At 39.3% G+C, this 24,687-nt stretch carries 23 protein-coding genes; 19 read left to right on the top strand and 4 right to left on the bottom strand.

What is annotated here, in order from left to right:
- From N0B29_RS07940 to N0B29_RS07895, 10 genes are all read left to right on the top strand, one after another.
- Window positions 1-789 (top strand): ABC transporter ATP-binding protein, encoded by a 789-nt coding sequence (locus N0B29_RS07940; RefSeq protein ID WP_263833166.1) that lies wholly within the window; start codon window positions 1-3, stop codon window positions 787-789.
- A 65-nt stretch (window positions 790-854) separates the two neighbouring features.
- Window positions 855-1,343 (top strand): 3-isopropylmalate dehydratase small subunit, encoded by a 489-nt coding sequence (locus N0B29_RS07935; RefSeq protein WP_263833165.1) that lies wholly within the window; start codon window positions 855-857, stop codon window positions 1,341-1,343.
- Complete coding sequence (leuB, locus tag N0B29_RS07930; RefSeq protein WP_263833164.1) at window positions 1,340-2,413, top strand: 3-isopropylmalate dehydrogenase; 1,074 nt, start codon at window positions 1,340-1,342, stop codon at window positions 2,411-2,413. The genes N0B29_RS07935 and leuB overlap by 4 nt, the downstream gene beginning before the upstream one ends.
- Window positions 2,410-2,658, top strand: coding sequence for a hypothetical protein (locus N0B29_RS07925; RefSeq protein ID WP_263833163.1), 249 nt, complete (start codon window positions 2,410-2,412; stop codon window positions 2,656-2,658). The genes leuB and N0B29_RS07925 overlap by 4 nt, the downstream gene beginning before the upstream one ends.
- Window positions 2,649-3,038 carry a CiaD-like domain-containing protein gene (locus tag N0B29_RS07920; protein WP_263833162.1) on the top strand — a complete coding sequence of 130 codons (390 nt, stop codon included), beginning with the start codon at window positions 2,649-2,651 and terminating at the stop codon, window positions 3,036-3,038. The genes N0B29_RS07925 and N0B29_RS07920 overlap by 10 nt, the downstream gene beginning before the upstream one ends.
- A complete protein-coding gene (locus N0B29_RS07915) occupies window positions 3,035-4,225 on the top strand; it encodes a tRNA nucleotidyltransferase/poly(A) polymerase-related protein (RefSeq protein ID WP_263833161.1) in 1,191 nt (396 codons plus the stop codon). Before N0B29_RS07920 ends, N0B29_RS07915 begins: the two co-directional genes overlap by 4 nt.
- A 76-nt stretch (window positions 4,226-4,301) precedes the next feature.
- The gene (purU, locus tag N0B29_RS07910) at window positions 4,302-5,144 is read left to right on the top strand and encodes a formyltetrahydrofolate deformylase (protein ID WP_263833160.1); all 843 of its coding nucleotides are present in this window, start codon (window positions 4,302-4,304) and stop codon (window positions 5,142-5,144) included.
- A gap of 95 nt (window positions 5,145-5,239) precedes the next feature.
- On the top strand, window positions 5,240-5,710 hold the full coding sequence (locus tag N0B29_RS07905; RefSeq protein WP_263833159.1) for a tRNA (cytidine(34)-2'-O)-methyltransferase: 471 nt from the start codon (window positions 5,240-5,242) through the stop codon (window positions 5,708-5,710).
- Window positions 5,707-6,852, top strand: coding sequence for a BaiN/RdsA family NAD(P)/FAD-dependent oxidoreductase (locus N0B29_RS07900; protein ID WP_263833158.1), 1,146 nt, complete (start codon window positions 5,707-5,709; stop codon window positions 6,850-6,852). Before N0B29_RS07905 ends, N0B29_RS07900 begins: the two co-directional genes overlap by 4 nt.
- Window positions 6,853-6,885: 33 nt before the next feature.
- Window positions 6,886-9,498, top strand: a complete 2,613-nt coding sequence (locus tag N0B29_RS07895; protein ID WP_263833157.1) for a bifunctional diguanylate cyclase/phosphodiesterase — start codon at window positions 6,886-6,888, stop codon at window positions 9,496-9,498.
- Here the strand turns inward: N0B29_RS07895 and ppnP are convergent.
- A complete protein-coding gene (ppnP, locus tag N0B29_RS07890; protein ID WP_263833156.1) occupies window positions 9,464-9,778 on the bottom strand; it encodes a pyrimidine/purine nucleoside phosphorylase in 315 nt (104 codons plus the stop codon). The two genes, N0B29_RS07895 and ppnP, sit on opposite strands and share 35 nt — an antisense overlap.
- Before the next feature lie 85 nt (window positions 9,779-9,863).
- On the opposite strand from ppnP, the gene N0B29_RS07885 reads away from it, so the two are divergent.
- From N0B29_RS07885 to N0B29_RS07850, 8 genes are all read left to right on the top strand, one after another.
- Complete coding sequence (locus N0B29_RS07885; RefSeq protein ID WP_263833155.1) at window positions 9,864-10,553, top strand: hypothetical protein; 690 nt, start codon at window positions 9,864-9,866, stop codon at window positions 10,551-10,553.
- Between the two features lie 80 nt (window positions 10,554-10,633).
- On the top strand, window positions 10,634-11,278 hold the full coding sequence (locus tag N0B29_RS07880) for a carbonic anhydrase (RefSeq protein ID WP_263833154.1): 645 nt from the start codon (window positions 10,634-10,636) through the stop codon (window positions 11,276-11,278).
- Complete coding sequence (locus tag N0B29_RS07875) at window positions 11,275-12,210, top strand: endonuclease/exonuclease/phosphatase family protein (RefSeq protein WP_263833153.1); 936 nt, start codon at window positions 11,275-11,277, stop codon at window positions 12,208-12,210. Before N0B29_RS07880 ends, N0B29_RS07875 begins: the two co-directional genes overlap by 4 nt.
- A gap of 76 nt (window positions 12,211-12,286) precedes the next feature.
- Window positions 12,287-12,490 carry a phosphoribosylaminoimidazole synthetase gene (locus N0B29_RS07870; protein ID WP_263833152.1) on the top strand — a complete coding sequence of 68 codons (204 nt, stop codon included), beginning with the start codon at window positions 12,287-12,289 and terminating at the stop codon, window positions 12,488-12,490.
- Between the two features lie 87 nt (window positions 12,491-12,577).
- Entirely contained in the window at window positions 12,578-14,629 is a 2,052-nt protein-coding gene (gene glyS / locus N0B29_RS07865) for a glycine--tRNA ligase subunit beta (protein ID WP_263833151.1), read from the top strand.
- 130 nt (window positions 14,630-14,759) lie between these two features.
- Window positions 14,760-16,448: a bifunctional diguanylate cyclase/phosphohydrolase gene (locus N0B29_RS07860; protein WP_263833150.1), complete on the top strand. Its 1,689-nt coding sequence runs from the start codon at window positions 14,760-14,762 to the stop codon at window positions 16,446-16,448.
- Between the two features lie 41 nt (window positions 16,449-16,489).
- Window positions 16,490-18,235: a molybdopterin-dependent oxidoreductase gene (locus N0B29_RS07855; protein WP_263833149.1), complete on the top strand. Its 1,746-nt coding sequence runs from the start codon at window positions 16,490-16,492 to the stop codon at window positions 18,233-18,235.
- On the top strand, window positions 18,187-18,954 hold the full coding sequence (locus tag N0B29_RS07850) for a hypothetical protein (RefSeq protein ID WP_263833148.1): 768 nt from the start codon (window positions 18,187-18,189) through the stop codon (window positions 18,952-18,954). The genes N0B29_RS07855 and N0B29_RS07850 overlap by 49 nt, the downstream gene beginning before the upstream one ends.
- A 16-nt stretch (window positions 18,955-18,970) precedes the next feature.
- Here N0B29_RS07850 and N0B29_RS07845 read toward each other — a convergent pair whose 3' ends face one another.
- Complete coding sequence (locus tag N0B29_RS07845) at window positions 18,971-19,309, bottom strand: P-II family nitrogen regulator (protein WP_263833147.1); 339 nt, start codon at window positions 19,307-19,309, stop codon at window positions 18,971-18,973.
- Window positions 19,310-19,321: 12 nt separating this feature from the next.
- Window positions 19,322-20,650 carry an ammonium transporter gene (locus tag N0B29_RS07840; RefSeq protein ID WP_263833146.1) on the bottom strand — a complete coding sequence of 443 codons (1,329 nt, stop codon included), beginning with the start codon at window positions 20,648-20,650 and terminating at the stop codon, window positions 19,322-19,324.
- A 170-nt stretch (window positions 20,651-20,820) separates the two neighbouring features.
- Here N0B29_RS07840 and N0B29_RS07835 point away from each other — a divergent pair, with 170 nt between their 5' ends.
- A complete protein-coding gene (locus N0B29_RS07835; protein ID WP_263833145.1) occupies window positions 20,821-22,758 on the top strand; it encodes a sulfatase-like hydrolase/transferase in 1,938 nt (645 codons plus the stop codon).
- A gap of 38 nt (window positions 22,759-22,796) precedes the next feature.
- Here N0B29_RS07835 and N0B29_RS07830 read toward each other — a convergent pair whose 3' ends face one another.
- Entirely contained in the window at window positions 22,797-24,680 is a 1,884-nt protein-coding gene (locus tag N0B29_RS07830; RefSeq protein WP_263833144.1) for a methyl-accepting chemotaxis protein, read from the bottom strand.
- Window positions 24,681-24,687: the final 7 nt, after the last annotated feature.

Below are 24,687 nucleotides of genomic sequence, written 5' to 3'. Positions count from 1 at the left end.
ATGGAAATTATTCATTTTGAAAATATTAATGTTGCCTATGAGGAACAAAATGTTTTACATGAGATCAATTTACGCATCAAAGAGGGAGAGCATACGGTTATTTTGGGTGCAAATGGTTCAGGAAAATCCACGCTTTTAAAGCTTTTTTCGAACGATATTTATCCACGTTTTAGCGAAAGCATGTGCAAAGAGGTGTTTGGTAAAAACGTGTGGGATATATGGGAGCTTAAAAAGCATTTGGGCATCATCACGAACGATTTGCACTATGAATTTACTCAACGTGCGGGATTTTTAAAAGGGTTTGAAGTGGTGCTTTCAGGCTTTTTTAGTAGCTTTCACATTTACGAACACCAAGAATTTTCACCTTTACATGTAAAGAAAGTGGAAGAGGTTTTGCACTACCTTGAGATCACTCATCTGCGCGATAAACTCATCTCCGAAATGTCGACAGGTGAGATACGAAAGTGCATCATAGCGCGCGCACTTGTGCATGATCCTATGGCTATGATCCTTGATGAACCAACGGTGGGTTTGGACATAAAGGCACAGCTCAATTTTATAGAGATGTTGCGTAAAATTGCAACAGAGCGTACCATCATTTTGGTGACACATCATTTGGAAGAGATTTTTGAGGAAATTTCGCAAGTGGTACTCATCAAACAAGGGCATATTTACGCTCAAGGTAAGAAAGAGGATCTTTTAGATGATGAGCATCTCTCACATATTTTTGATCTTCCTTTACATGTAAAGTGTGAAAAAGGACGTTATTTTGTTCAAAGTGTGGGGTGATTAAACTTTTTCACAACCCCATTTAGATAAAATTTTTAATCAAATTAAGAGCACTGAGGATAATCATGGGTACTATTAGCGGAAAAGTATGGCACTTTGGCGATAACATCGACACCGATCTTATTATTGCGGCGAGGTATTTGAACACTTCTGATCCTAAAGAGCTTGCAAAACATGTTATGGAAGATGCAGATCCAGAGTTTGTCAAAAAAGTCAAAGCGGGTGACATTATCGTTGCGGGTGAAAACTTTGGCTGTGGTAGCAGTCGTGAACACGCTCCTATCGCGCTTAAAGCTGCGGGTGTCAGTGCTGTTGTTGCAAAAAGCTTTGCACGTATCTTTTACCGAAATGCGTTTAATACAGGACTTCCTATTTTTGAACTTGCAGAAACAGATACGATCAAAGAGGGCGATAACATCGCTATCTCAATGGAGAGCGGCGAAGTCAAAAACGGCGCAACTACCTATAAATTTACACCGATTCCTCCTTTTATGCAAGAATTACTTGCATCGGGTGGACTTATGAATTATGCACAAAAAGAGATGAAGAAATGAAAAAAACGTACAATATAGCGGTTATTAGAGGCGATGGCATTGGTCCAGAGATCATTGATGAAGCGATCAAAGTTCTTGATAGTGTCTGTGTCAGTGAAAATTTTGAACTACGTTACGAAGAGTACCTTATGGGTGGCGTGGCGTATGATTATAAAGGAACACCGCTTCCTGATGAGACCATTGAAGGCTGTCTAAAAGCGGATGCTGTTTTGTTTGGTGCTATTGGTGGACAAAAATGGGACACATTACCTCGCGAATTTCGCCCCGAAACAGGACTTTTGAAGCTTCGTAAATCATTAGGACTTTTTGCAAATCTTCGCCCAACAGCTGTTTTTGACGAGCTATTAGATGCCAGTACGCTAAAGCCTGAAGTGCTTAAAGGCGTTGACCTTTTTGTTGTTCGTGAGTTAACAGGGGGGATTTACTTTGGTGAACCTCGTGGTAATGATGGCTTTAAAGGCTATAACACGATGGTTTATACCAAACCAGAGATCGAGCGCATCGCACATGTTGCGTTTCAATCAGCGATGAAACGTCGTAAAGAAGTTTGCTCTGTTGATAAAGCGAATGTTCTTGAAGTAAGTCAACTCTGGCGTGATACGGTCATTGAAGTGGCTAAAGAGTACCCAGAAGTGACCTTAACGCACATGTATGTGGACAATGCAGCAATGCAACTTGTTCGCAACCCTCGTCAATTTGATGTTATCTTAACGGGCAATATTTTTGGTGATATTCTCAGTGATGAGGCAAGTATGATTAGCGGCTCTATCGGTCTTTTACCTTCTGCGTCTATTGGTGGTAAAGTAGGTCTTTTTGAACCTATTCATGGCTCTGCTCCAGACATTGCAGGACAGGGCATCGCCAATCCATTAGCGACCATTTTAAGTGCTTCTATGATGCTTCGTTTCGCCCTTGGTGAGACTAAAGCGGCGGATCGCATTGAAAATGCGATTAAAAAAGTGTTGCAAGAGGGTTATCGAACGAAAGATTTGGCAAATTACGGTGCTAAAGAGGTCTGTTCTACAACACAAATTGGCTCAATTATCGCAGATTACGTCGCTAAAATATGAAAACCCTAACACTCGCTTCAATCTACGAACTTCAAGGTCTCAAAAATGAGGCTTTGGAGATTTACAAAGAGTTACTCAGAGCGAATCCTGATAATAAAGAGGCAAAAATTGCCATTAAACGACTTTCAGGCATTCGTAAAAAGTACTTGGGTGTGGACGAAGAGATGAAAAAGTTTTTTTTAAATATGAACTCGGAAGTGGAATTTTTAGAATTTGAAAGGTGGTTGGTAAAGCTATGGAATTAAAAGATATGATTCTCTCAACGCTCAAAGAGCTTGAAGAGGTAGTACCCAAGGAAGAGCAACAACAAACACTTCAACCTCCCCGTAAGCGTGAGCCTGAAAATGTTGAATTTGAGCCAGAGCCACTTTTAGAAATAACCGAAGAGATCAATACATTCAAAGCATACGCTATGCCTCAAGAGAGTGAAGAAGAGTCTTCTCAGGAGAGCCAAAAACAGTTTTATATGAACCTTAGAGAGCGTATTTTGGTACTTTTTGAAGGATTTCAATCACCTAATAATAAAAATATCGAAGCAAAAATAGATTTGACACTCAATTTTTTAGAGTACCTTTTAGCTACGATTGATGAGCAATTGGAGCAGATGGGCAATCTCAAAAAATGAAGTTGAACTGCGTTTTTCCTACGCATTTTGAAGCGCAAATTAAAGATGCCATTGCATTTTTAAAACCCTATACCAAACGTGCTTATTTGGTGGGGGGCAGTGTGAGAGACCTCTGTTTAGATGAGCCTCTGCACGATTTAGATATTGAAGTTTATGACATAGCACCAGATGCCTTTGAAGCTTTGATGAAGCAAGTAGGTGCTGTGGGTGTTGGAAAAAGTTTTTTTGTGTATAAGCTTGGTAACATTGACTTTTCTCTGCCTCGCGTTGAGCGCAAAAGTGGCGTTGGTCACAAGGCTTTTGAAGTACACGTTTGCCAAGATGAAAAAGAGGCTTCCAGACGTCGCGATTTTAGTGTTAATGCAATGATGCTCAACATTTTCAGTGGCGAACTGCTTGACTTTTGGGGCGGTAAAGAGGCGATTGAGCGTAAATGTCTTGCTATTATTGATGAAGAGAGTTTTAAAGAAGATAGCCTAAGAGTACTTCGTGCGATGCAGTTTAGCGCACGTTTAGGCTTCAAGATAGAGTCCAAAAGTGTGGAAGTGATGCGTCATATTTCACTCTCGGATCTAAGTAAGCCACGCATTTTATGGGAGTTTGAAAAGCTTTTCAAAGCTTCTTATTTGCACTATGGGTTATTTTACATGTATCAACTCAATCTTTTTGAAAAATGCTTTACATGTAAAGTGGAAAATCGTTTTTTTGAGATAGCACGTGAATTGCTACGATCTAAGCAAAATTTTGAAGAGGCACTTCGTCCTTACTATTTTGTTTATATCGTAGCCAATAGGTTAAAGCAAGAACCCTTGCAATGGTTTAGGATGCTTGACGCACCCAATCATTACCTGCAAACCTTCAAGTATCAGCCTTTTTTTGAAGGGGAGATAAGCGATGAAATGCTTTTACATGTAAGCCTAGAGCTACCCATTTGTGCATGGCTTGGAAATTACCGCGAGGGAATTAAAGAGCGCGCATGTGAGCTTGGCATTTGGGATGAGATATTTAGTGGAAATGTGAATGTTCAAGAGGTGATCCGTGATGGATTTTCTGGGCGTGACATTGGTGAAGAGTTACGAAGAAGACGAATTGAAAAAATTAGACTTCTTGTAAAACTCGTTTTAAAAGAAGGAAAAGCACCCAAGGTGCGTGGGCACTCTGCCGAAGAGAACCCAGTGTTAACGTAGTTTTTAAAGCTTTGCTTTAAAAATGTGTCAAGAGTTCTGTGAGAACTCTAATAAAAAAACTGTGTGAGGCATAAAAATGGAAGTAGCTAAAAATTATATTTTGAAAATTGACTGTTCGGATGAAAAGGGGTTGATCTACCGCATTGCGGATGTTGTCTTTAAGTATCAGCTCAACATCATTAAAAACGATGAGTTTGTTGATCGTGACAATGGCAAATTCTTTATGCGAGCGGAACTCAGCGGTGAAATGGATATGAGTGCATTTAAAGGCACGCTCCAAGCGATGTTACCTGCCAATTCAGATATTTATGTCGCCGAAGCTCGCAAAAAAGATATTATTTTGATGGGAACAAAAGAGACACACTGCTTAGGTGATATTTTGCTTAAACACGACAGTGATGATCTTAATGCAAATATCTTAGCGATTGTCTCAAACTACGAAGATTTAAAAGGTCTGAGTGATAAGTTTAATATTCCTTTTCACTGTGTGAGCCATGAAGGGTTAAACAGAGCCGAGCACGAAGCGAAAGTCTTGGAAGTTTTAAGTGCTTATACTGTGGACTACATCGTTTTAGCCAAATACATGCGCATTTTATCGAGTGAATTTGTGGGACATTATGAAGAGAAAATGATTAACATTCATCATTCGTTCCTCCCAGCATTTATCGGGGCAAATCCTTACAAACAAGCGTTTGCAAGAGGTGTGAAGATTATTGGCGCAACGGCACACTTTGTCAACAATAACCTTGATGAAGGTCCGATCATCGCGCAAGACGTCATCCACGTCAATCACGAAATGACATGGAAAGATATGCAACGTGCAGGCAGAAATGTTGAGAAAAATGTTCTTTCAAATGCCCTTGATTTGGTCTTTGAAGAGCGTATTTTTGTTCACGATAATAAAACAATAATATTTTGATTTTGACACGTATGTTGGGCAAAGCCCAACACACTACGTTAGCCACTGGGGCACTAAAGCTAGCTTCTTACGAAGCAGAATAGGGAGATTATTTTATGTTCAATATCGTTTTAGTTCACCCTCAAATTCCTCAAAATACGGGTAGTATCGGTAGAATGTGCGTTAATGCCGACTGTAAATTGCACATCATTAAACCGACTATGTTTGAGATCAGCGATAAAACCGTGAAGCGTGCGGGGCTTGATTATTGGCATTTGTTGGACGTTACGGTTTGGGAAAATTTAGACGCTTTTTTAGAAGCGCATAAAGACAAAGTAGATCATTTCTTTTTTGCCACAACCAAAACAAAAAAGACTTATTTTGAAGCCTCTTTTAAGCCGGGAGATTTTCTCTTTTTTGGTGGCGAATCCACGGGGCTTCCGATGGAGTTGATGCAACTCAAGTGGGAAAATGCGATTACTATTCCTATGGGAAAACTGGGTAGAAGCCTCAATCAAGCCACCTCTGCTGGCATCATTCTTTACGATGCGATTCGTCAAAATTTCGAGCATTTTGAGCAAGCGTGAAAATTCACGATATTCTTTTCATTGGAGCGGGTGCAAGCGCTTTGATGGCGGCGAGTCATCTGCAAGGGCACGATGTAGCACTTGTTGATGCCAACCCTAAAATAGGGGCAAAGCTACTGATTTCTGGCGGTGGAAAATGCAACCTTACCAACCGTTTTACAACGCCTGAGAATTACTTGGGCGATGCTTCGTTTATCGCTCCCATTCTCTCTTCTTTTGATGCTTCCTCAACACTCTCTTTTGTAAAACAACACCGACTCAGTCTTGAAGAACGCGCTCATGGGCAGATGTTTTGTGCCGACAGTGCTAAAGAGCTTGTTTCTATTTTTGGGCGACTCACAGCTTACTGCACGTTTTATCTCTCAACGAAAGTTTTACATGTAAAAAAAGATGAGCACTTTGTTGTGCAAACAGACAACGGCGAAATCTATGCTAAAAAAATGGTCGTTGCCAGTGGGGGGCTTAGTTATGCGAGCATTGGGGCGAGTGATATAGGCTATAAAATTGCAGAGTATTTTGGGCATACTCTTGTGAGTCCATCTCCTGCACTTGTAGGCTTAACCCTTCAAAAAGAGCAATTTTGGATGAAGGAGCTCAGTGGTATTGCTTTGCCAGTGACTTTACATGTAGAAGGGAAAAGCTTTAGTGAAAACCTTCTTTTCGCGCACAAAGGCATTAGTGGACCTGTTGTGCTCAGTGGTTCGCTTTATTGGAAGAAAGGGAATATTACGATTGATTTTCTGCCACACGTTAAGAGTATGGAGGCTCTTTTTAAACAGCAGAGTAAAAAGCAGATTATTACTGCACTTGGGCTTCCAAGGCGTCTGATCAAAGCGTTTTTGGACGCCGTTGGTATGGAAGATAAAGTTCTCTCCAAACTAAGTGCGCAAGAGAAAGAAACACTTTGCAGCCTTAAAGCTTATACCTTTGCACCCGCGGGCAATTTTGGCTATACGAAAGCCGAAGTGACAAGAGGCGGTGTCAGTACCGATGAGATTGATGTCAAAGGCCTTGAGAGTAAAAAATGTAAAGATCTCTATTTTATCGGTGAAGTACTGGATGTCACGGGTGAGCTTGGAGGGTTTAACTTCCAGTGGGCGTTTGCGTCAGCAATGCGTTTGGTAAATGGACTGATTTTTTGATACAATAGATTTAGCTTTAGAAGAGGGGATCGCGTGAATAGATTATCACTTTTACACGTTCATAATCCTAAAAGCATTTTGGTGGTTGTTTTTTTACTCTCCTTTTCATTACTCACCTTCACTATTTTTAACCTTCATACATTAGAGTTGGAAAAAGAGCGTGCTAAAGTTCAAATGGTCGCTGCTAATTATAGCTACGACATTAAATTTAATCTTGAACGAGCTCTTTCTTCGAACTATACACTTCAAGCACTTCTTGCTCAAAATGACGATATCTTTGTGCGCAATTTTGAAGAGATTGCTGAAGATATTTTACCTTCCTTTCCTGGTGTGATTGAACTTGCAATTGTTCCTGCTGGTATTATTGCACAAGTAGCGCCACTGAAAGGCAATGAAAAAGCAGTTGGGCTTAACCTTTTTGAATCAAAAACTCAAAGTAAAGAATCGTTTTTAGCTCGAGATAGCGGTAAACTTACTCTTGCTGGACCATTGGAATTAGTTCAAGGAGGCATTGGCTTAGTTGGACGATTGCCGATCTTTAAAGATAAGGACAATAAGGAGAGTTTTTTAGGTTTTGTCCTATCCGTCATTCGTGTCTCAGATATTTTTGACAATGTCAAAATTGCGCAACTTGAAGCTGAGGGCGTCTCGTATGAGGTATGGCGCATACACCCTGATACTCATGAAAAGCAGATTATCTTCAAATCGGCACATACACAATTGATTGACCCTATTGTCTATGCATTTGAGGTTCCCAATAATACATGGGCAATGAGTTTAGCACCTACGAATGGGTGGGGAAGCCCTTTGGTCTTTATGATCAGAGAGATTATCGCGCTTATTTTTGCGTTAATGCTCTCTTATATGGCAAAAATATTGATAGAACTTAAACTTGCCAAAATAGCCCTTGAATCAAAAGTTATTCAGACAACAGGTGAAAAAAATCGACTGGAACGTCAACTGAAAGTACTTTTAGATGCTGTACCTGATCTGATTTGGCTCAAAGATCCTAACGGTTTCTATCTTTTTTGTAACCGTGCTTTTGAGCGTCTTTATGGTGCCAAAGAGAAAGAAATCGTGGGTAAAAGCGACTATGATTTTGTGGATCGTCAGCTAGCAGATTTTTTTAGAACGCATGATGTTTTGGCTATGGATGCACAAGAACCAACGCGTAACGAAGAGGAACTCCATTTTAAAGAAGATGGTTACAGTGGGCTCTTTGAAACGATTAAAGCACCCGTTTATGATAAAAACAGTGAGCTTTTAGGTGTACTTGGCATTTCGCGTGATATTACTGCACGTAAGGAAAATGAAGAAAGAATTCAAAAATTGGAGTATTTTGATCCACTCACGAATCTTCCTAATAAACTCCAACTTCGTATTCGTCTTGAGCATGACTTAAACATTGTTCAACGCCAAAATGAACAGCTTGCCGTCTTATTTATCGACTTTGATCATTTCAAAAATATTAATGACACATTAGGGCACACTATAGGCGATGATCTTTTGGTTAAGGTTTCCAAGCGCCTTACCCCATTGCTTCGCCCAGTCGATACGCTTTCGCGTCAAGGCGGTGATGAATTTGTAGCTATTTTACCGAGTGTGAGTGCTGATGATGCTGCACATATCGCAAAAAAGTTTCTTCAAGCGATTGAGTTACCTATAAGACTGGACAATAATGAACTCATTATCACTGCTTCTATTGGTATCGCTCTTTTCCCTGATGATGGAGCAGATATTGACACGCTGTTTAGATGCGCGGATGCCGCGATGTATTTGGCAAAACAAAACGGTAGAAACAATTACCGTTTCTTTACCGCTGAAATTCAAAGCAAATCAGCTCGAATTTTGAGCCTAGAAAACGCTCTTCGCTATGCGCATACCAGAGGCGAACTGAGTTTGCATTATCAACCACAAATTTCGTTATGTGACGGTAAAATTGTGGGTGTTGAAGCGTTGATAAGATGGCATCATCCTGAGTTTGGCATGATCTCTCCAGTGGAGTTTATTCCTATTGCGGAAGAAAGCGGTCAGATATTGCTCATTGGTGAGTGGGTTATGCGCACGGCAGCAACAATGATGAAACAGTGGATCGATATGGGGTTTGCTGCAATGAGTGTATCTGTCAATCTTTCAGCGGTACAGTTTCACCATGCGCATCTTTCAAAACTCGTGAGCACTATTCTTGATGAAGTCAACCTTCCAGCGCATTATTTTGAGATTGAGCTTACCGAAAGCGCAACCGCGCAAAACCCTCTCCATGCAATAGAAACCATGAATGAACTTTCGCAAAAAGGGATACGCCTTAGTATCGACGATTTTGGAACAGGGTATTCATCTCTTAGTTATTTGAAGCGTTTTAAAGTCTATAAACTCAAGATTGATCAATCTTTTATTCGTGACATTAGTATCGACCCAGAGGATCGTGAAATTGTTAAAACAATTATTGCGTTAGGTAAGAGTTTAGGGCTTAAAACGATTGCAGAGGGTGTTGAAACGAAAGAGCAGTTGGACTATCTTAAAGAGCAAGGATGCGACGAGGCTCAAGGGTACTATTTTAGTAAACCCTTGAATGTCACCGATCTTGAGACGCTACTAAGAGCGCCTGAAATTATTGAGCGTAAGAACAACAGTAGTCTGCAATAGAGGTTACATGTAACGTGAAGCTAGAGTTTGCTGGTACTTCAAATGTTGCTTGTCCATGAATCACTAAAGGCTCTTTTTGGTTTGGAAGTTCAACACTAAGCTCACCACTTAAAAACTCCATGACTTCTGCAGCACCTGTATTAAAGGTATAGTCTCCCACTTGCATAAAACCAAGTGTTTTGGTTGTTCCATCTTCAAATTTGACAGTGTGGCTAATCACCTTTCCATCAAAATAAACATTGGCTTTTTTAACAACAGTTACATTTTTAAATTCTAACATTAGGGTCCTCACCTTACATAATTTGTATTATAATAAATAATTGTATCTTAAAGCGAATGATATTCTATTAAAATTGGAGCTTAGAATGCGAAAATATTGGTTAAGAAGAAATTGTATCTTTGCTATGATGGCTATGTTTTTATCTGCAAATGTACATGCTCAGGTGATTTCTAACAGTACAGAATTAATGAGCGATCAACGCGCCATATCTTATGTCTTTTCACGCCCTATGATCAATATGCTATATCAACACGGTGTAGTGGAAGACCGTAAGTTTGGACTGCAACAAGGGTGCCAGACTGAGTACAAAGTCAGACCTATCGGTGTATCCATCCTTCAGCCTATTGATTTTCCGCAAGATAAGCAAAATCCACTTAAAGGAATTTGGAATTTTCGATATTCACTAGAGCGTTGTGGAGAAACAAAAGTCTATAATAGCTTGTTTTTTGCTGATCAAAATGGTGAAGTTCCAAAGGCTAAAGCCTATTTCCCTGGAAGTAGCAACGCGTCACCTCTTTTGATAAAAGATGCGATGGTCTCAGGCATGGGGATGGCAATGGTGAATGCCAAACAAAAAGCCTGCAAAGAGATCGTTTTATTTGATATGCAAGTCACTGAAGAGCCTCACACGATAACGAAAGACAATACTTCTTTTAAAAACGTTTGGAGTGAAAAGTGGGTTTTTAAAGCATGTGGTGAAATGGTTGATACTTATGTGACTTTTACGCCTGATTTAAATGGTAGCGGGACAAGTTTTTCATTTCATGCCAAATAATCAATACGTTTAGTTCATTCTCGTAATTTCTTTTTCATGCTCTTTTTGTATAATGGTGAAAATCGTAAAGAGGGTGTTTGATGAAGATAGCAGATCTAATTAGTGGGTATGAAAAGTTCAAAGATACCAAATTTAAAAAGTATGAAAATAAGTTTTTGGATCTTGTTAAAAATGGTCAAAACCCAAAGGTTCTATTTATTGCCTGCAGTGATTCGAGGGTTGACCCTTCTTTAATTACACTTGCTTCTCCGGGAGATCTTTTTGTACTCCGTAACATTGGTAACTTTGTGCCTCCCTTTGCCCCCGATAACGACTATCACGCTACTGCTGCGGGCATTGAGTATGCGGTTTCTGTTCTTGAGGTAACCGACATCATCATTTGTGGGCATTCGCATTGTGGGGCTATTGAAACGATGTATACCCATATTACTGACATTAATTTAGTCCATGTCAAAAAGTGGCTTGAATTAGGACTTGATGCTAAAAACTATGTGACACAAAAACTGAGTAAAGATGTAAGTCATGCAAAACGACTTGAATTAACCGAGAAAATTTCGCTTCTTTTCCAGTCCAAAAATCTTTTAACCTATCCTGATGTGCAAAAGAGAGTCAATGAAGGTGAGCTTTTTATAAGGTCGTGGTATTATCATTTAGAAACAGGTGAGTTAGAGTATTTTAACACTGAATCAGGTGAGTTTGAGCCGATGATCGGGAGTGAGAATTGATCCGTTTTTGCCTTCTTTTTCTTCCTCTTCTTCTCTGTGCTTTAGAATTTAAAGTTGCAACCTACAATGTCGAAAACCTCTTTGATGCCAAAAGTGATGGGAATGAGTACGAAGAGTACATCCCTAATAACAAGCATGGTTGGAGTGATGCGATGTTACAGATCAAAATTACCAATATTGCTCGTGTGATTGCTGATGTTAATGCCGATATTATAGCACTTGAAGAAGTCGAAAACAGAGCCGTTCTTGAAAAGCTCAATGCTGCTTTAGGGAGTAAGGCATACCCTTATACCTTTTACCCTAACAAAAAAGAGCGTGTGAACATTGAAACAGCACTTCTTTCACGTTTTCCTATTGAAAAAACATCGTCACTTTTTATGAAAGATCAAGCGCGAGGGATTCATCGAGTGACACTTAAAATTGACAACAAAACTTTAGATGTTTTTATCAACCATTGGCCTGCGCAAAAAGAGAAAGAAGATGAGCGTTTGATGTATGCCACCACGTTGCATAATTTTCTCATCAAAGAAGAAAAGGGTAAAGAGTATCTTCTTTTAGGCGACTTCAACTCTCCTTATCAGGTTCAAAAAGATTGGGGAATGGGGTTGGTCAATGTGCTGAATGCCGGAGATAAAAATGCGTTTTTATACAATCTTTGGTATGACTTGCCACAAGATCAACGCTATTCGCATAGTTATGGCAAACAAAAAAGCACATTAGATCATATTCTTATTCCTAAAACGCTGAGTGATGGCAAAGGCATTGACTACATACCTTCATCGTTAACCGTCTTTAAAAAACCTTATATGCTTGATGATAAAAATGATCCAAAACGCTGGCAAATAAGCGATAGAGGCAGAGGTGTTCATCAAGGAGAGGGCTTTTCAGATCATTTTCCCATAACTGCAACTTTCCATACATTAGCGTTTTAACACAAAAATATAACACCTTTTTAAGCCCTTTACTTTTATAGTTATACATTATATTAATCATAACAAAGGACTCAAAATGATCTGTGCTGAAAAACTCCAACGTTTGACGATGGCTTTGGTCTTGTTTATCGCGTGCTGTTTGATGAGTGCAGGCTCAATTTATGGCACGATGCTCCTTGGATTTGTTATCGCTATGATTGTTGTTTGGGCCATTACTGATTTTTGTCCTTCTATTTGGCTTTTTACCAAGCTTGTAGGGCAGTGCAAAAGTAGCCGATAACTCCCAAATTCCTTTGCATGTAAAAGGACGATTTAACCAACTTTTGGTTACAATCAGATCAAATTATTTACATGTAAAGGTCAATCAATGATCAAACCCCTTTTGATAGAAATAGGTGTTGAAGAACTCCCTGCAATCCCTTTTTTGAAAGAACTCCCCAATATTGAAACATTATGGCTTGATATTTTAGAGAAAAATGCGCTGGCGTGCGAGTTTAAATTTTACTACACACCACGTCGTTTAGTGCTTTGGCATGAAGCGTTTCCTACACAGCAAAATGAGCGTGAAGAGGAGTTTTTTGGAGCACCTTTAAGTGTTGCGCTTAAAGATGGCGAACCTACGCCTGCGGCACTTGGTTTTGCAAAAAAATGCGGTGTTGATTTTGCTCAGGTCTCACAAGCTCAAAAAGATGGTAAAGAGGTTCTTTACTATAAAAAAACCATTGCAGGACAAAGCTCGAAAAACCTTCTTCAAGCAATGATTGAGAGTTTTATCAAAGGGCTTAATTTTGGAAAGTCTATGCGTTGGGGCTTTTTGGAAGAGAGTTTTATTCGTCCTATTCGTTGGATTGGCTGTATGTTAGGTGACGAGCATGTACCTTTCTCTCTTTTTGGCGTAGAATCCACTCCTTTTTCATACCCGCACAGAACCATTTCGTATGAGCCATTTGCCTATATGTTTGCGGGTGATTATTTTGACAGACTCAGCGAGCGTGGCGTGGTGCTTTACCCTACAAAACGCGAAGAGATCATTTTAAATGATTTTAAAGTGATTGAGAAAAAAGAGGGAATTCACATCGAAATTGATGAAGACCTTTTAGCGGAAGTTGTGGCGATTACGGAGTATCCAAAAGCCCTCATTGGTAGCTTTGAAGAGCGATTTTTGCGTTTACCGCCTGAGGTTATCATCACGTCCATGAAAGAGAACCAACGCTATTTCCCTGTCTTTAAAGAGGGTAAGCTGACCAACCGCTTTATCGTGGTTTCAAACGCGATTAGCGATGATTATGACCTAATCGTTCGAGGTAATGAAAAAGTGCTTCGCGCACGTCTTTCTGACGCACTCTTCTTCTTGGACAATGACCTTAAACACGGTCTAAGCTATGAAGGGCTTAAAGACATTACTTACCTTGATGGTTTGGGCTCACTTCTTGACAAGGAGCTTCGCGAAAAAGCGATTGCGACATACTTAACCAGCAAATACCAACCAACACTCCTTGCACAAAATGCGCGTCTGAATGCTTCAAGCTTAACGGCACTCATGGACAAAGCCGTCATGTACAGCAAAAGCGATCTTTTAAGCGAGATGGTTTACGAGTTCACGGAACTTCAAGGCTTGATGGGTTACTACTACGCCAATGCCATGGGTGAAGATGAACTTTTTGCATTAGCTTTGAAAGAGCAGTACCTTCCAAACTCTGAAGAGAGTGCGCTTCCAAGCACACTTTTTAGCGCCATTCCAGCTCTTGCGTATAAACTTGATTCTCTTATCGCGCTTTTTAGTATCGACAAAATTCCAACCGGTAATAAAGACCCTTATGCGCTTCGCCGTGCGGTGAATGGTATTGTTAAAATCGTACTCGACCAAGGCATTGCTTTTGACATCAAAAATGACCTTAAAGCGTTGAGCGCATCGTATAAATCGTTTGATTTTAATGTCTTGGAAACCTTCTTTTTAGAGAGAATGTACCAATTCTTCGATGTCAATCCTTCCATCATTACGGCAGTTATCAGCAGCGGTGAGCGAGATATTGTCAGGCTTTCACAAAAGATTAAAGCACTCTCAACTATCGTTCAAGATGATGGGTTTAAAGAGATGTTTTCAACCTTTAAACGTGTAGCGAACATTATCAAAAACATGGATGTTTCAACTGAAACTCCAGTGGATGAAAAACTCTTTGATAATAGCTATGAAAAAGAGCTTTACGCTGCTTTTAAAGTGGTTGTCTCTAAAACTTATAACTCTTTTGAAGAGAACTTGGATGTCTTATTTGCACTTAAACCGCAAATTGATGCGTTCTTTGATAACGTTATGGTTAACACCGAAGATTTAAGTGTGCGAGCCAATCGTCAAAATCTAATTGCCTCTATCTACAACGCGTTTAAATCAATTGCTGATATTAAAGAGATCAGTATTTAATTTCTTCTTGGGTGAAAGCGCACTTTTGGGTGTGCTTTCACTTTTTCTGCTTCAATAGTTCATTAAGGTTAATTTTGGCATAATTAAGTTAAATTATTTTAACTATATAAAGAAAAGATTACCAAAATAGATGTCAGTAAGCAAACGTATTAAATATTTTAAACAAATTGCTATTTTATTAACAATCTTCTGGACGCTTTTAACAACAGTTTTCGTGGTGTATCAATTTTATAACGAAGAAAAACACATCGAAGAAAACTCGTTAGAACGAATCAAAGGCGTAGCCGAAGAGTCTCTTGCCTTCGTTTTTTGGGTTTATGAGCAAAAAGCAAAAGCGATGAGTGATGATGAACGTTATAATTTTCGAACGAATTTTTCCCTCAAAGATCTTCTTGCTCTCCTTGCAAAACAGAGTAACATGGAATTTGACATTGCCCCTGTTTCCAAAGATTTTACGCATTCAGATTTGAAACCTTCTATTAAAAAAGCTTTTCACAATGTTAAAGAAGAGCGCCATGATAGTTTTACTATTTATGAAAATGAAGGCACGAAATATCTTTTTTATGTGAAGCCTATGTTTGCCAATAAAGCATGTATCTCTTGCCATGTCCATAAAGAATCAGCGATTGGGGATTTACTAGGTTACACAACAATTCAGATGCAAGTACCCGCATTTTTTAAGGCAAATCCGCAAAGTTTTTATTTTCTTATTGTGACCTATTTGGGAACATGGCTTTTGGGGCTTTTTGCAATTTGGTGGATTCATGCACGCGGGCGCAACTATCTGAACGAAAAAACAAAAATGTATGAAGAGAGCATGTACGCACTCATTGACATGATGGAAAAACGTGACAGTTATACTGCTGGGCATAGCCAAAGAGTGGCTGAATATGCCAAGATGCTTGTTATTGAAATGGGATATAGCAGTGATGATGCTGACTTTATTTACAAAGCAGGAATGTTGCATGACATCGGTAAAATCGAAATTCCTGATGCTATTTTGCTCAAACCTGATAAACTGAGTTCCATTGAATACTCCTTAATTAAACGCCATTCAACAGCAAGCTATGAATTGCTCTCTCGTGAACCATTCTCCTTGCTTGCCCATGTTGTGCTGCACCATCATGAGCGTTATGATGGTCTTGGTTATCCCCATGGTCTTAAAGCCGAGCACATTCCTTTTTTCTCACAAATTATTACGGTAGCAGATGCTTTTGATGCAATGACAACCAATAGGGCATATCGTAAAAGTTTGAGCCTCGAAGAAGCTTTGAGTATTTTAAAAGAGGAGAGCGGTAAACAATTTAACCCGTTTATTGTTGAGATTGCGCACAGCGTTTTTGCAGGCATCAAACTTCCTGAAGACACAACGCAGATGCCAAAAGATTTACTGGAGGAGATGCGTTTTTCATACTATTTCCGTGATCAACTGACAGGTTTTTATAACGTCAATTATCTCAAATTTCTCTTTGCTCACGCAAATGACTGTCGCTTTAAAATGCTTTGTATTGATCACCTCAATTGCACTAATTTTGCCTCTTACAATAAACAATATGGTTGGAAAAAAGGCGATGAATTTTTGCATTTAATTGCTCAAACCATTAAAGAAATTTATCCTGATGCCATTATTGTTCGGGTATACAGTGATAATTTTTTAGTCTTACATGTAAAGCCTCATACGCACATGGATTATTCTAAAGTCGATCAACTTTTGAGTGAGCAGAATTTGATTATGCAGTATCAACACATTGATCTTGAAACGTATGAAACATTGACCTTAGAAATATTGGAAGATAAACTGCTTCATTTGGATAACTGAGGTATAATTGCATCTAATTAACTCTGCAATGAGGTATAACGATGCGCTTGACTACTTGCCCACTGGATTGTTTTGATGGATGCAGTATCGCTGTCACAAAAGAGCTCAAGCTCAAAGGCAATAAAGATCATCCGATCACACAAGGGTACCTCTGCCACCATCTCAACCACTTCCATACCTTTGAACGCATTGAGGAGCCACGCTATTTGGGGCAAAGTGTCAAAATGGAAGAAGCACTTGCTATTTTAAGCGAGAAACTAAGAGTGCATGAACCCTCAAAAACACTTTTTTTTAAAGGGAGTGGCAACTTAGGCATCATGCAAGGTGTCACAAAGCGCTTTTTTGCAGACCATAAAGCTACTCTTGCTTCTGGCTCACTTTGTGATGAGGCAGGCGATGCGGGTGTGTGTGAGAGTAGAGGCGCAAACCTCGCTCTTTCACCTTTACATGTAAAAGATGCTGAAGTGGTTATTTTGTGGGGACGAAACCCTACGGTCACGAACTCGCACATGCTTCCCTCCTTAAAAGGCAAAACGCTTATCGTCATTGATCCTGTCAAAATCGACCTCACCAGCAATGCCGCTCTTCACATTCAGATTAAACCCAAAGGTGATCTTTATTTAGCACTTTTACTCTGTCGTTTAGTGGCAATGGAAGAGATGGAAGATCAAACTTTTTTAAAAGAACGAACGCTGAATTACAAAGATTTTTTTGATTTTATCAGCGGTATTCCTATGCGTAAATTGCTCGACAATGCGCAGGTGAATTTGGATGAGATAGGCGAGTTACTCCGCCTTATCAAAGGTAAAAAAGTCTCTATTTTAGTGGGTATTGGTGTGCAAAAATACAGCTTTGGACACAGTGTTTTGCGTGCCATTGATGCTTTTGGAGCCATGCTAGGGCTTTTTGGAAAAATAGGTTGTGGCGTTGGGTATCTCTCTAATAGTGGATTTGGTTTTGACGCTCCATTTAAAGTGGAGGCGAAAAAAGAGCCTTTACCTATTGCCAATTTTGGCAAATACGATCTTATCTTTATTCAAGGTGGCAACCCTCTGAGCCAAATGCCTTGTACCTCTAAAGTCGTAGAGGGGATTGATAAAGCAAAATGCGTGGTTTATTTTGGGCTGCATGAAAATGAGACATCTGCAAAGGCACATTTAGTCATTCCTGCTAAAACATTTATGGCAAAAGAAGATCTGAAATTAAGCTACGGTCATTCTTTTATAGGGCGTATGCCAAAGTTGGTGGAGAGCAAAGTAGGCATCAGTGAATACGACCTTACGCAAACACTTTTAAAGACGTTTGGATTTAATCCTCTTGAGAGTGAAGAGCGTATTATTGAGGGTGTTATTGCCTCTAACAGCGTTGAAAAAGAAGGCTTTTTAATCTCTAAAACATACATAGATTTGCCGTATGAAAAAACGTTTTACACGAAAAGCGGTAAGTTTGAATTTTTAGAAGAGTTTGAGGATGACTTTATGGAAGAGGAGGGCTTTTTTCTCATTGCTGCAAAGCAAAACAAGTCGCTCAATTCGCAATTTGTCACCGACGATTATCTTTATGTGCCCCTTTGTTTAGGCTTGGAGCAAGAAGAGAGAGTACGGCTTAGTAATTGCTATGGGAGTGCCGAATACTCAGTCATGCCAAGCGATAAGTTGCGTGATGACTGCTTGCTTTTGCACAGTGGAGCAAAAAATGCCAACAGACTGACCCCTCATGCCATGAGCCAAGAGGGCAATTGCGCCATTTATCAAGAGATGAAAGTGAAATTGGAAAAAGTGAAATGACCGATACTGAAATTTTACTCGATGATGCCCTTTTGCTTGTAGAGCAAAACTTCTACTTTTTGCACATGGGAGAGTTTTTAGGCAAGCTTTCTAAAACAGAGGATTTAAACGATAGAAGTCTTTTTGTGGTCAAAAAATATGAAAACGACAAGGCTTATTACTTTAATGCAGAGATCATTCAAGAGCTGTTAGCCAATGCGCGTCAAACCAAAAAAGAGGAGATCTCTCTTTTTGAGTATTTTGTTGAGTTCAATGCATTTCGTGGCATTTGCATGGCGACGGTTGAGAGCCTAAGGTTCGATAGCCCTTTTAAAATTTTTATGCAAAAGCTCTTTGGTGAGCAGTACGAGAACTTTTTTGATATTGTCTCGTTTGTCCGCAATGTCCTCTCCCATAACATCCACTCCGAAATTCGTTTAAGTGAAAAAGATTTTGATGGCACACTCAAACGCATTCGTCGTATGGGGCGCAATGCTGACATGACTTTCGCGTTTCAATACTCGCTCAACCTTCCCGAACTTGGCGCTCCTAATGATGCCTATACGTTTACATGTAAGATTAATTTTGAAGAGCTCGAAGAGGGAATGCCTTTTTTAGAGATACTTTCCATGTGGGATTTGATGATGCTGAGTGAGCTTTGCTTTAATCTTGTGATGACTTACCGTATGAAAGAAGAAAAAGATTTAAGAGAAGAAGAGGAAGAGTTGTGGGCAGAATGATCTGCCCACATAAAGACTAAACAGCTTCGTTATCAAGCTCACCGGTTCTAATACGAACACTTTTTTCGATGTTAGAAACAAAGATCTTTCCATCACCGATTTTGCCAGTGCGCGCACTTTTGACGATAACATCGATGACTTTGTCAACAAGCTCGTCAACAACAACCACTTCGATTTTAATTTTTGGCAAGAAGTCAACGACATACTCAGCGCCTCTGTAAAGCTCTGAGTGTCCTTGTTGTCTTCCGTAACCTTTGACTTCGCTCACTGTCATACCTGTGATATCAAGTTCTGCTAAAGCATCTTTGACATCTTCAAGTTTGAATGGTTTGATAATTGATTCGATTTTTTTCATTTTAGATCCTTATTATCTTAAGTTGAAGGCTTTTTCGCCGTGCTCTACTTCATCCAAACCTTGTGACTCAGCCTCTGCGCTTACTCTTGCACCACCGGTTAAGATAGACGCGATTTTAAAGACAACTGCTGTAACGATTGCGGTATAGACGATTGTTACAATGATACCTTCAATTTGAATCATCACTTGATCTGCGTTACCATAAAGTAAACCTTTACCAAGCTCATTCACTTCTGGGTTAGCAAAAATACCAGTAGCAAGTGCGCCCCAGATACCTGCTACTCCGTGAATACCAAATGCGTCTAGTGAGTCATCGTATTTAAGTGCTTTTTTCAAGCCATTTACACCGTAGAATGCAACGATACCAGCAACTGCACCGATAATCAAAGAGCCTGCTGTGTCAACAAAACCTGCTGCTGGAGTGATCGCAACAAGACCCGCTACGATACCAGAAGCGATACCAAGAAGTGTGAACTTTTTGTAAGTTACATACTCAATTGCCATCCAAGAAAGTGCTGCTGTCGCTGCTGCTGTGTTGGTTACAAGGAATGCACTTGCCGCAATACCGTCAGCTCCTAATTCGCTACCTGCGTTGAATCCAAACCAGCCAAACCATAACATACTTGCACCAAGTACAGTAAGTGTTACAGATGAAGGGAACATCGCTTTACCAAAGTCTGCACGTTTACCTAACATAAGCGCTACGACTAGACCTGCAACACCAGCATTGATGTGAACAACGGTACCGCCCGCAAAGTCAAGAACGCCAAGTTTTGATAAAAATCCGCCACCCCATACCCAGTGAGCAATAGGAGCATAAACCGCTAGAATCCAAATAGCCGCAAAAACGATCCATGTTGAAAACTTTAATCTCTCAATGATAGCACCACTTGCAAGAGCAACTGTAATGCCTGCAAAAGTCATTTGAAATGCAACGAAAAGAAGCACAGGAATGCTACCAGTTGCCCAAAGGTCTGTTACCTTGATGCCACTTAGGAAGAGGCTGTCAAAACCGATAACACCACCGATATCTGTACCAAACGCCAAAGTGTAACCTGCTATGACCCAAACAACGGCTGCCACGATGTAACCCATAACACTCATTGCAATTGTGTTAAGCAAGTTTTTAGAGCGAGACATACCGCCATAAAAAAGTGCCAAACCAGCTGGTGTCATTAGCATGACCAATGCTGTTGCTGTTAACACCCACGCAGTGTTACCAACGTCAAGGGTTAAAACCTTTTCAGCAACTTCTGCTGTTGCTTCTGAAGCCGCTTCTTCTGCAGCCCACAATGTTGATAAAGGCAACAATGTTGCGAGAGAAAGTAGTTTACTTCTCATGAAATCCTCCTAAAATGTTGAACTGATGAAATTGTATCACTTAGCGGATTTTAATATGCTCAACTAATTGATTAAAATTTAATCAGTTTGCAAAAAGAACAATTTTTTATACAATTTTTTAACAACAAGATATAATACGCTCCTAAAATAAAAGAGGAATAAAAACAACAATGAATAACATACTATGGTTATCCGCAGGACTTTTTCTTATCGCGCTCTTTACTTCTAAAAATCGTACGCATAGTCCTAAAAGCGCCATGATCGGTGCGATGACTATTTTTATCTATATGGTGCTTAGTGCCTTTTATATTGTCTCTAACTATTTCACAGGAGAAGGCATTAATGATGCTGTCATCTTCCATCTACGTTATGGACTTGATGGCTCTGGCTTTGGTGATTATTATTTAATCATTGCAACGGCAATAGCCCTTTTAATTGGCAGCCTTGCGCTTTCCGTTTTTTATTATCGGTTACTTAAAAATAGTGTTTTGCAAGAGCATCAGAAACTCAAACGCATTATCTCAGCATCTGCATTGAGTGCTGCTTTGATTCTTCATCCAACGATTCGGTTTTTAGGTGAGAGTGTACTCAATGCTATTGGTGTTGAAAATCCATTAAGCCTTCAGTACAGTTTTTCGGATTATTATAAGACAGCTTCGCTCACATCTATTAGCGAAAACCATCCTAATCTTGTTTATATCTTTGCCGAAAGTTTTGAGGACACTTACTTTGATGAAAAAATATTTCCCTCTTTAGTCACAGATTTACGTCCTATAAGAGAACAAAGCACCTCCTTTACGCAGATTAAACAAGCGTGGGGAACCAGTTGGACAATTGCGGGTATGACATCTGTTATGTGTGGTATTCCTTTGGTGACGCCTTCTACGGGTTCAAACTCTCCACAAGGCAACTCGATGTCTAAGATGAGCACCTTTTATTCCGGTGCTGTTTGTATGAGTGATATGCTTCATAAAGAAGGCTATAAGCTCATCTATCGCAGTGGTTCGCCGCTAGAGTTTGCAGGCGTAGATAAACTCTATAAAACCCATCAATTTGATGATATAAAAGGCATCAAAGAGCTTAAACCATCACTTCAAAATCAAAGTTATCAAACACCGTGGGGACTTTATGATGACACGCTGTTTGAAATAGCGATGAATGATTTTAAAAAGTTTTCCAAAAATAAACAAAAATTTGCGATGTTCGTCTCTACAATGGACACACACCATCCTTACGGGCATGTTTCTAAAAGTTGTAAACGACAACAGTATAAAGATGGAAGCAATTCCATGCTCAATGCGGTTATTTGTTCAGATGAGTTGATTTCAAAATTTATTAAGCAGATTCAAGACTCCCCTTATGGTAAAAATACGATCATCGTTGTAGCATCTGATCATCTTGCGATGCACAATATGGCGATTGACGATCTAATGAAGGGTGAACGTCGCAATCAATTTATGATCATTGATCCACGTCTTAGCCATGGCGATAAAGTTGAGAAGACAGGAAGTACACTTGATATTAGTGCGACACTTCTACCTTTTTTAGGCTATAAAGCCAGTGTGGGTTTAAGCAGAAATCTGTTGGGTGATGAATCTTCTTTGATGGAAGAATTTAAAGATCTCGATAAGCTTTTAAACGCATGGTCAAAAGAGATTAGTCGCTTTTGGGAATTTCCAAAAATTGAGCAAGACTTAGTTTTGGATACAACAAAAAACAATCTCAAAATAGGTTCAACCCTTTACAAATTTCCGATTTTATTGCATATAAGTGAAAATTTGGAAGTAAGCCCTTTCTTTGAAGTCAAACTCAAATTTTTTGAGACGGTTAAACTCTTTGGGTATTTACATGATTATCATGCTGAGGATGCGTTTTTATGGGTGGACAAATGTACACGCATTAATGCTTTAGGCAATGAAAACAATGTAACGCTTAAAGGCAAATACTGTTATGCGTTAGGAAAACTGGGCGGTGAGGTAACAGCTGAGACACTCAATGCAGACAAGAAGCTTAGTTTGGATCTGTTAAATCAAACATTAAATCTCTCGTTTGATGAAGAAAAAGCGACTCAAAGACGTGAAAATTTAACAAAAATTAACGAGAAGTAGTTTTCACTTCTCGTTACATGTAAAACAATCAAGCCTTTTTAGGATTTGAATTTTTGAAGTTCATTATTGAGATTTTCATTCATGCGGTAGAGCTCTTCTGATGCTTTAGAGATATTCTCGATGCTGCAAACATTTTCTTGAGAGAGAATGTTAACTTTTTCAACTTCTTCGACCATCTGGTTTATTTTTTCTGATGTAAAAATGAAGCTATCAACCGTTTGTGCTGTATTGGCAATTGTCTCTTGGATAATGACATCAATATCGCCTATACTTTTTTCAAGTTCCAAAGAAAGGGTCACAAGATTATGCACTTCGTGTGCATTGTGTGCGATATCGGTATTGGCATCCATAATAGATTGCACAACAACATTAACGGTTGCATCAATTTCGACAAGGCTTTTTTGTGTGCTCTCTGCGAGTTTGCGAACTTCATCGGCTACAACAGCAAATCCACGACCATGCTCACCTGCACGCGCTGCTTCAATAGCCGCATTGAGTGCTAAAAGATTGGTTTGATCGGCAATATTGCGAATAATCCCTAAGACATCTCTGATTTCATTTGTATTATGACTGACATGATTGAGTTTTTCAGCCAAATCTTGTTCTTTCTGAGCGGTTATTTGCATGGTATGCTCTAACTTTTCAAATTTTGTTTTAACGTTGTTCATCTCTTTTTGTGTTTTGTCTAAGACGAAATGAGATGATTTTACTTTTTCAACAGAATTTTCAATGGCACGTGTGAGGGCATTTCCTTCTTGTTTCGTTGTAAGAATAATTTTTGATTCTGCTTCTACATTGCGTACCATTTCGGATGTGTTTTTGGAAAGTTGCTGTGATATTGAAAAATTTTTATGGCTAATCGCTTTTGAATTTGTGACAATCTCATGAAGCTTTGCTATGAAAGTGTTAATGTACAATGAAACTTTTCCAAATTCATCATTGCCCCTAACTTCAAGCCTTTGGCTAAGATCGCCATGGGCGCTTGAAAGCTCATAGGCAATATTTCCTAACCTATCAAGTGGCATTAAAAGGGCTTTGATTAAAAGCACAATAATAATGATAGAACCAAGAAGCATGAGTGAGCCCATGAAAAAAAGCTTTTTGATTTGAAGGTTTAAAAAAGAATAAGATGTTGATTTGTCAAAAGCGATGGCTATTCTCCATCCGCTTTGTGCTGAAATATTGTAAGCATATAATTTATCAATTCCATTGTAATTATAATTAATGATTCCCTCTTGTTTTTCATCGAATTGACTTGTTAAGCTTGGCACAAAATCGGCTAAATTTTTACCAATTAACGCTTGATTTGGATGCACGACAATGATGCCTTTGGTATCTTGTAAAATGCCATATCCTCCATCAAATTTGATTTCTGAGATGGTCTTTGTTAAGGAATTAAGGGCTATATCGACACCTAAGACACCTATAAATGTATTGTTTTCATCAAATATAGGTGCCATAATCGTAATCATAAGCATTTTGCTGGTCGCTTCTTCATACGCATCGGTGATGCAAATGGTTTTGCTTTGTTTGGCTTTTGTATACCAATGTTGTGTTCTAGGATCGTACCCTTGTGGTCTATTCTTATCACTGCCCCAGATCATACCACCATCTTCAAATCCAACATAAGAATCAACGGCACCGACGATTTTAGTGGTTTCTTTGAGTTTTTCTGTCATATCATGAAGCGTTCTAATGTCAATGTCTTTAAAAAATCTTGATGCACTTTCAATGTTGCTTTTCTTCGTACCAATGAGAAGATCTATATAGTCCTTAAAGGAGCGAGATGCCATTGTGAGACTTGACTCGATTTGATGGATACTGTTTTTTTTAGTGTCTTGATAACTAAAGAGGCTAAAAGAGATAAGGCTTAAAAACATCAAAATAGATACGGTCAGGATAATTTTTGTTTTAAAAAGCACGAGAATA

Source organism: Sulfurospirillum oryzae (genome assembly GCF_025770725.1).
Classification (GTDB): domain Bacteria; phylum Campylobacterota; class Campylobacteria; order Campylobacterales; family Sulfurospirillaceae; genus Sulfurospirillum; species Sulfurospirillum oryzae.
This window is presented reverse-complemented; position numbering and strand designations above follow the sequence as displayed.

Coding starts and splice junctions, on each gene's coding strand:
- N0B29_RS07870 (WP_263833152.1), top strand. CDS start 12,287: ATGATCTGTGCTGAAAAACTCCAACGTTTGACGATGGCTTTGGTCTTG.
- N0B29_RS07905 (WP_263833159.1), top strand. CDS start 5,240: ATGTTCAATATCGTTTTAGTTCACCCTCAAATTCCTCAAAATACGGGT.
- N0B29_RS07835 (WP_263833145.1), top strand. CDS start 20,821: ATGAATAACATACTATGGTTATCCGCAGGACTTTTTCTTATCGCGCTC.
- N0B29_RS07840 (WP_263833146.1), bottom strand. CDS start 20,650: ATGAGAAGTAAACTACTTTCTCTCGCAACATTGTTGCCTTTATCAACA.
- N0B29_RS07915 (WP_263833161.1), top strand. CDS start 3,035: ATGAAGTTGAACTGCGTTTTTCCTACGCATTTTGAAGCGCAAATTAAA.
- N0B29_RS07940 (WP_263833166.1), top strand. CDS start 1: ATGGAAATTATTCATTTTGAAAATATTAATGTTGCCTATGAGGAACAA.
- N0B29_RS07880 (WP_263833154.1), top strand. CDS start 10,634: ATGAAGATAGCAGATCTAATTAGTGGGTATGAAAAGTTCAAAGATACC.
- N0B29_RS07855 (WP_263833149.1), top strand. CDS start 16,490: ATGCGCTTGACTACTTGCCCACTGGATTGTTTTGATGGATGCAGTATC.
- glyS (WP_263833151.1), top strand. CDS start 12,578: ATGATCAAACCCCTTTTGATAGAAATAGGTGTTGAAGAACTCCCTGCA.
- N0B29_RS07885 (WP_263833155.1), top strand. CDS start 9,864: ATGCGAAAATATTGGTTAAGAAGAAATTGTATCTTTGCTATGATGGCT.
- N0B29_RS07920 (WP_263833162.1), top strand. CDS start 2,649: ATGGAATTAAAAGATATGATTCTCTCAACGCTCAAAGAGCTTGAAGAG.
- purU (WP_263833160.1), top strand. CDS start 4,302: ATGGAAGTAGCTAAAAATTATATTTTGAAAATTGACTGTTCGGATGAA.
- ppnP (WP_263833156.1), bottom strand. CDS start 9,778: ATGTTAGAATTTAAAAATGTAACTGTTGTTAAAAAAGCCAATGTTTAT.
- N0B29_RS07935 (WP_263833165.1), top strand. CDS start 855: ATGGGTACTATTAGCGGAAAAGTATGGCACTTTGGCGATAACATCGAC.
- N0B29_RS07860 (WP_263833150.1), top strand. CDS start 14,760: ATGTCAGTAAGCAAACGTATTAAATATTTTAAACAAATTGCTATTTTA.
- N0B29_RS07845 (WP_263833147.1), bottom strand. CDS start 19,309: ATGAAAAAAATCGAATCAATTATCAAACCATTCAAACTTGAAGATGTC.
- N0B29_RS07925 (WP_263833163.1), top strand. CDS start 2,410: ATGAAAACCCTAACACTCGCTTCAATCTACGAACTTCAAGGTCTCAAA.
- leuB (WP_263833164.1), top strand. CDS start 1,340: ATGAAAAAAACGTACAATATAGCGGTTATTAGAGGCGATGGCATTGGT.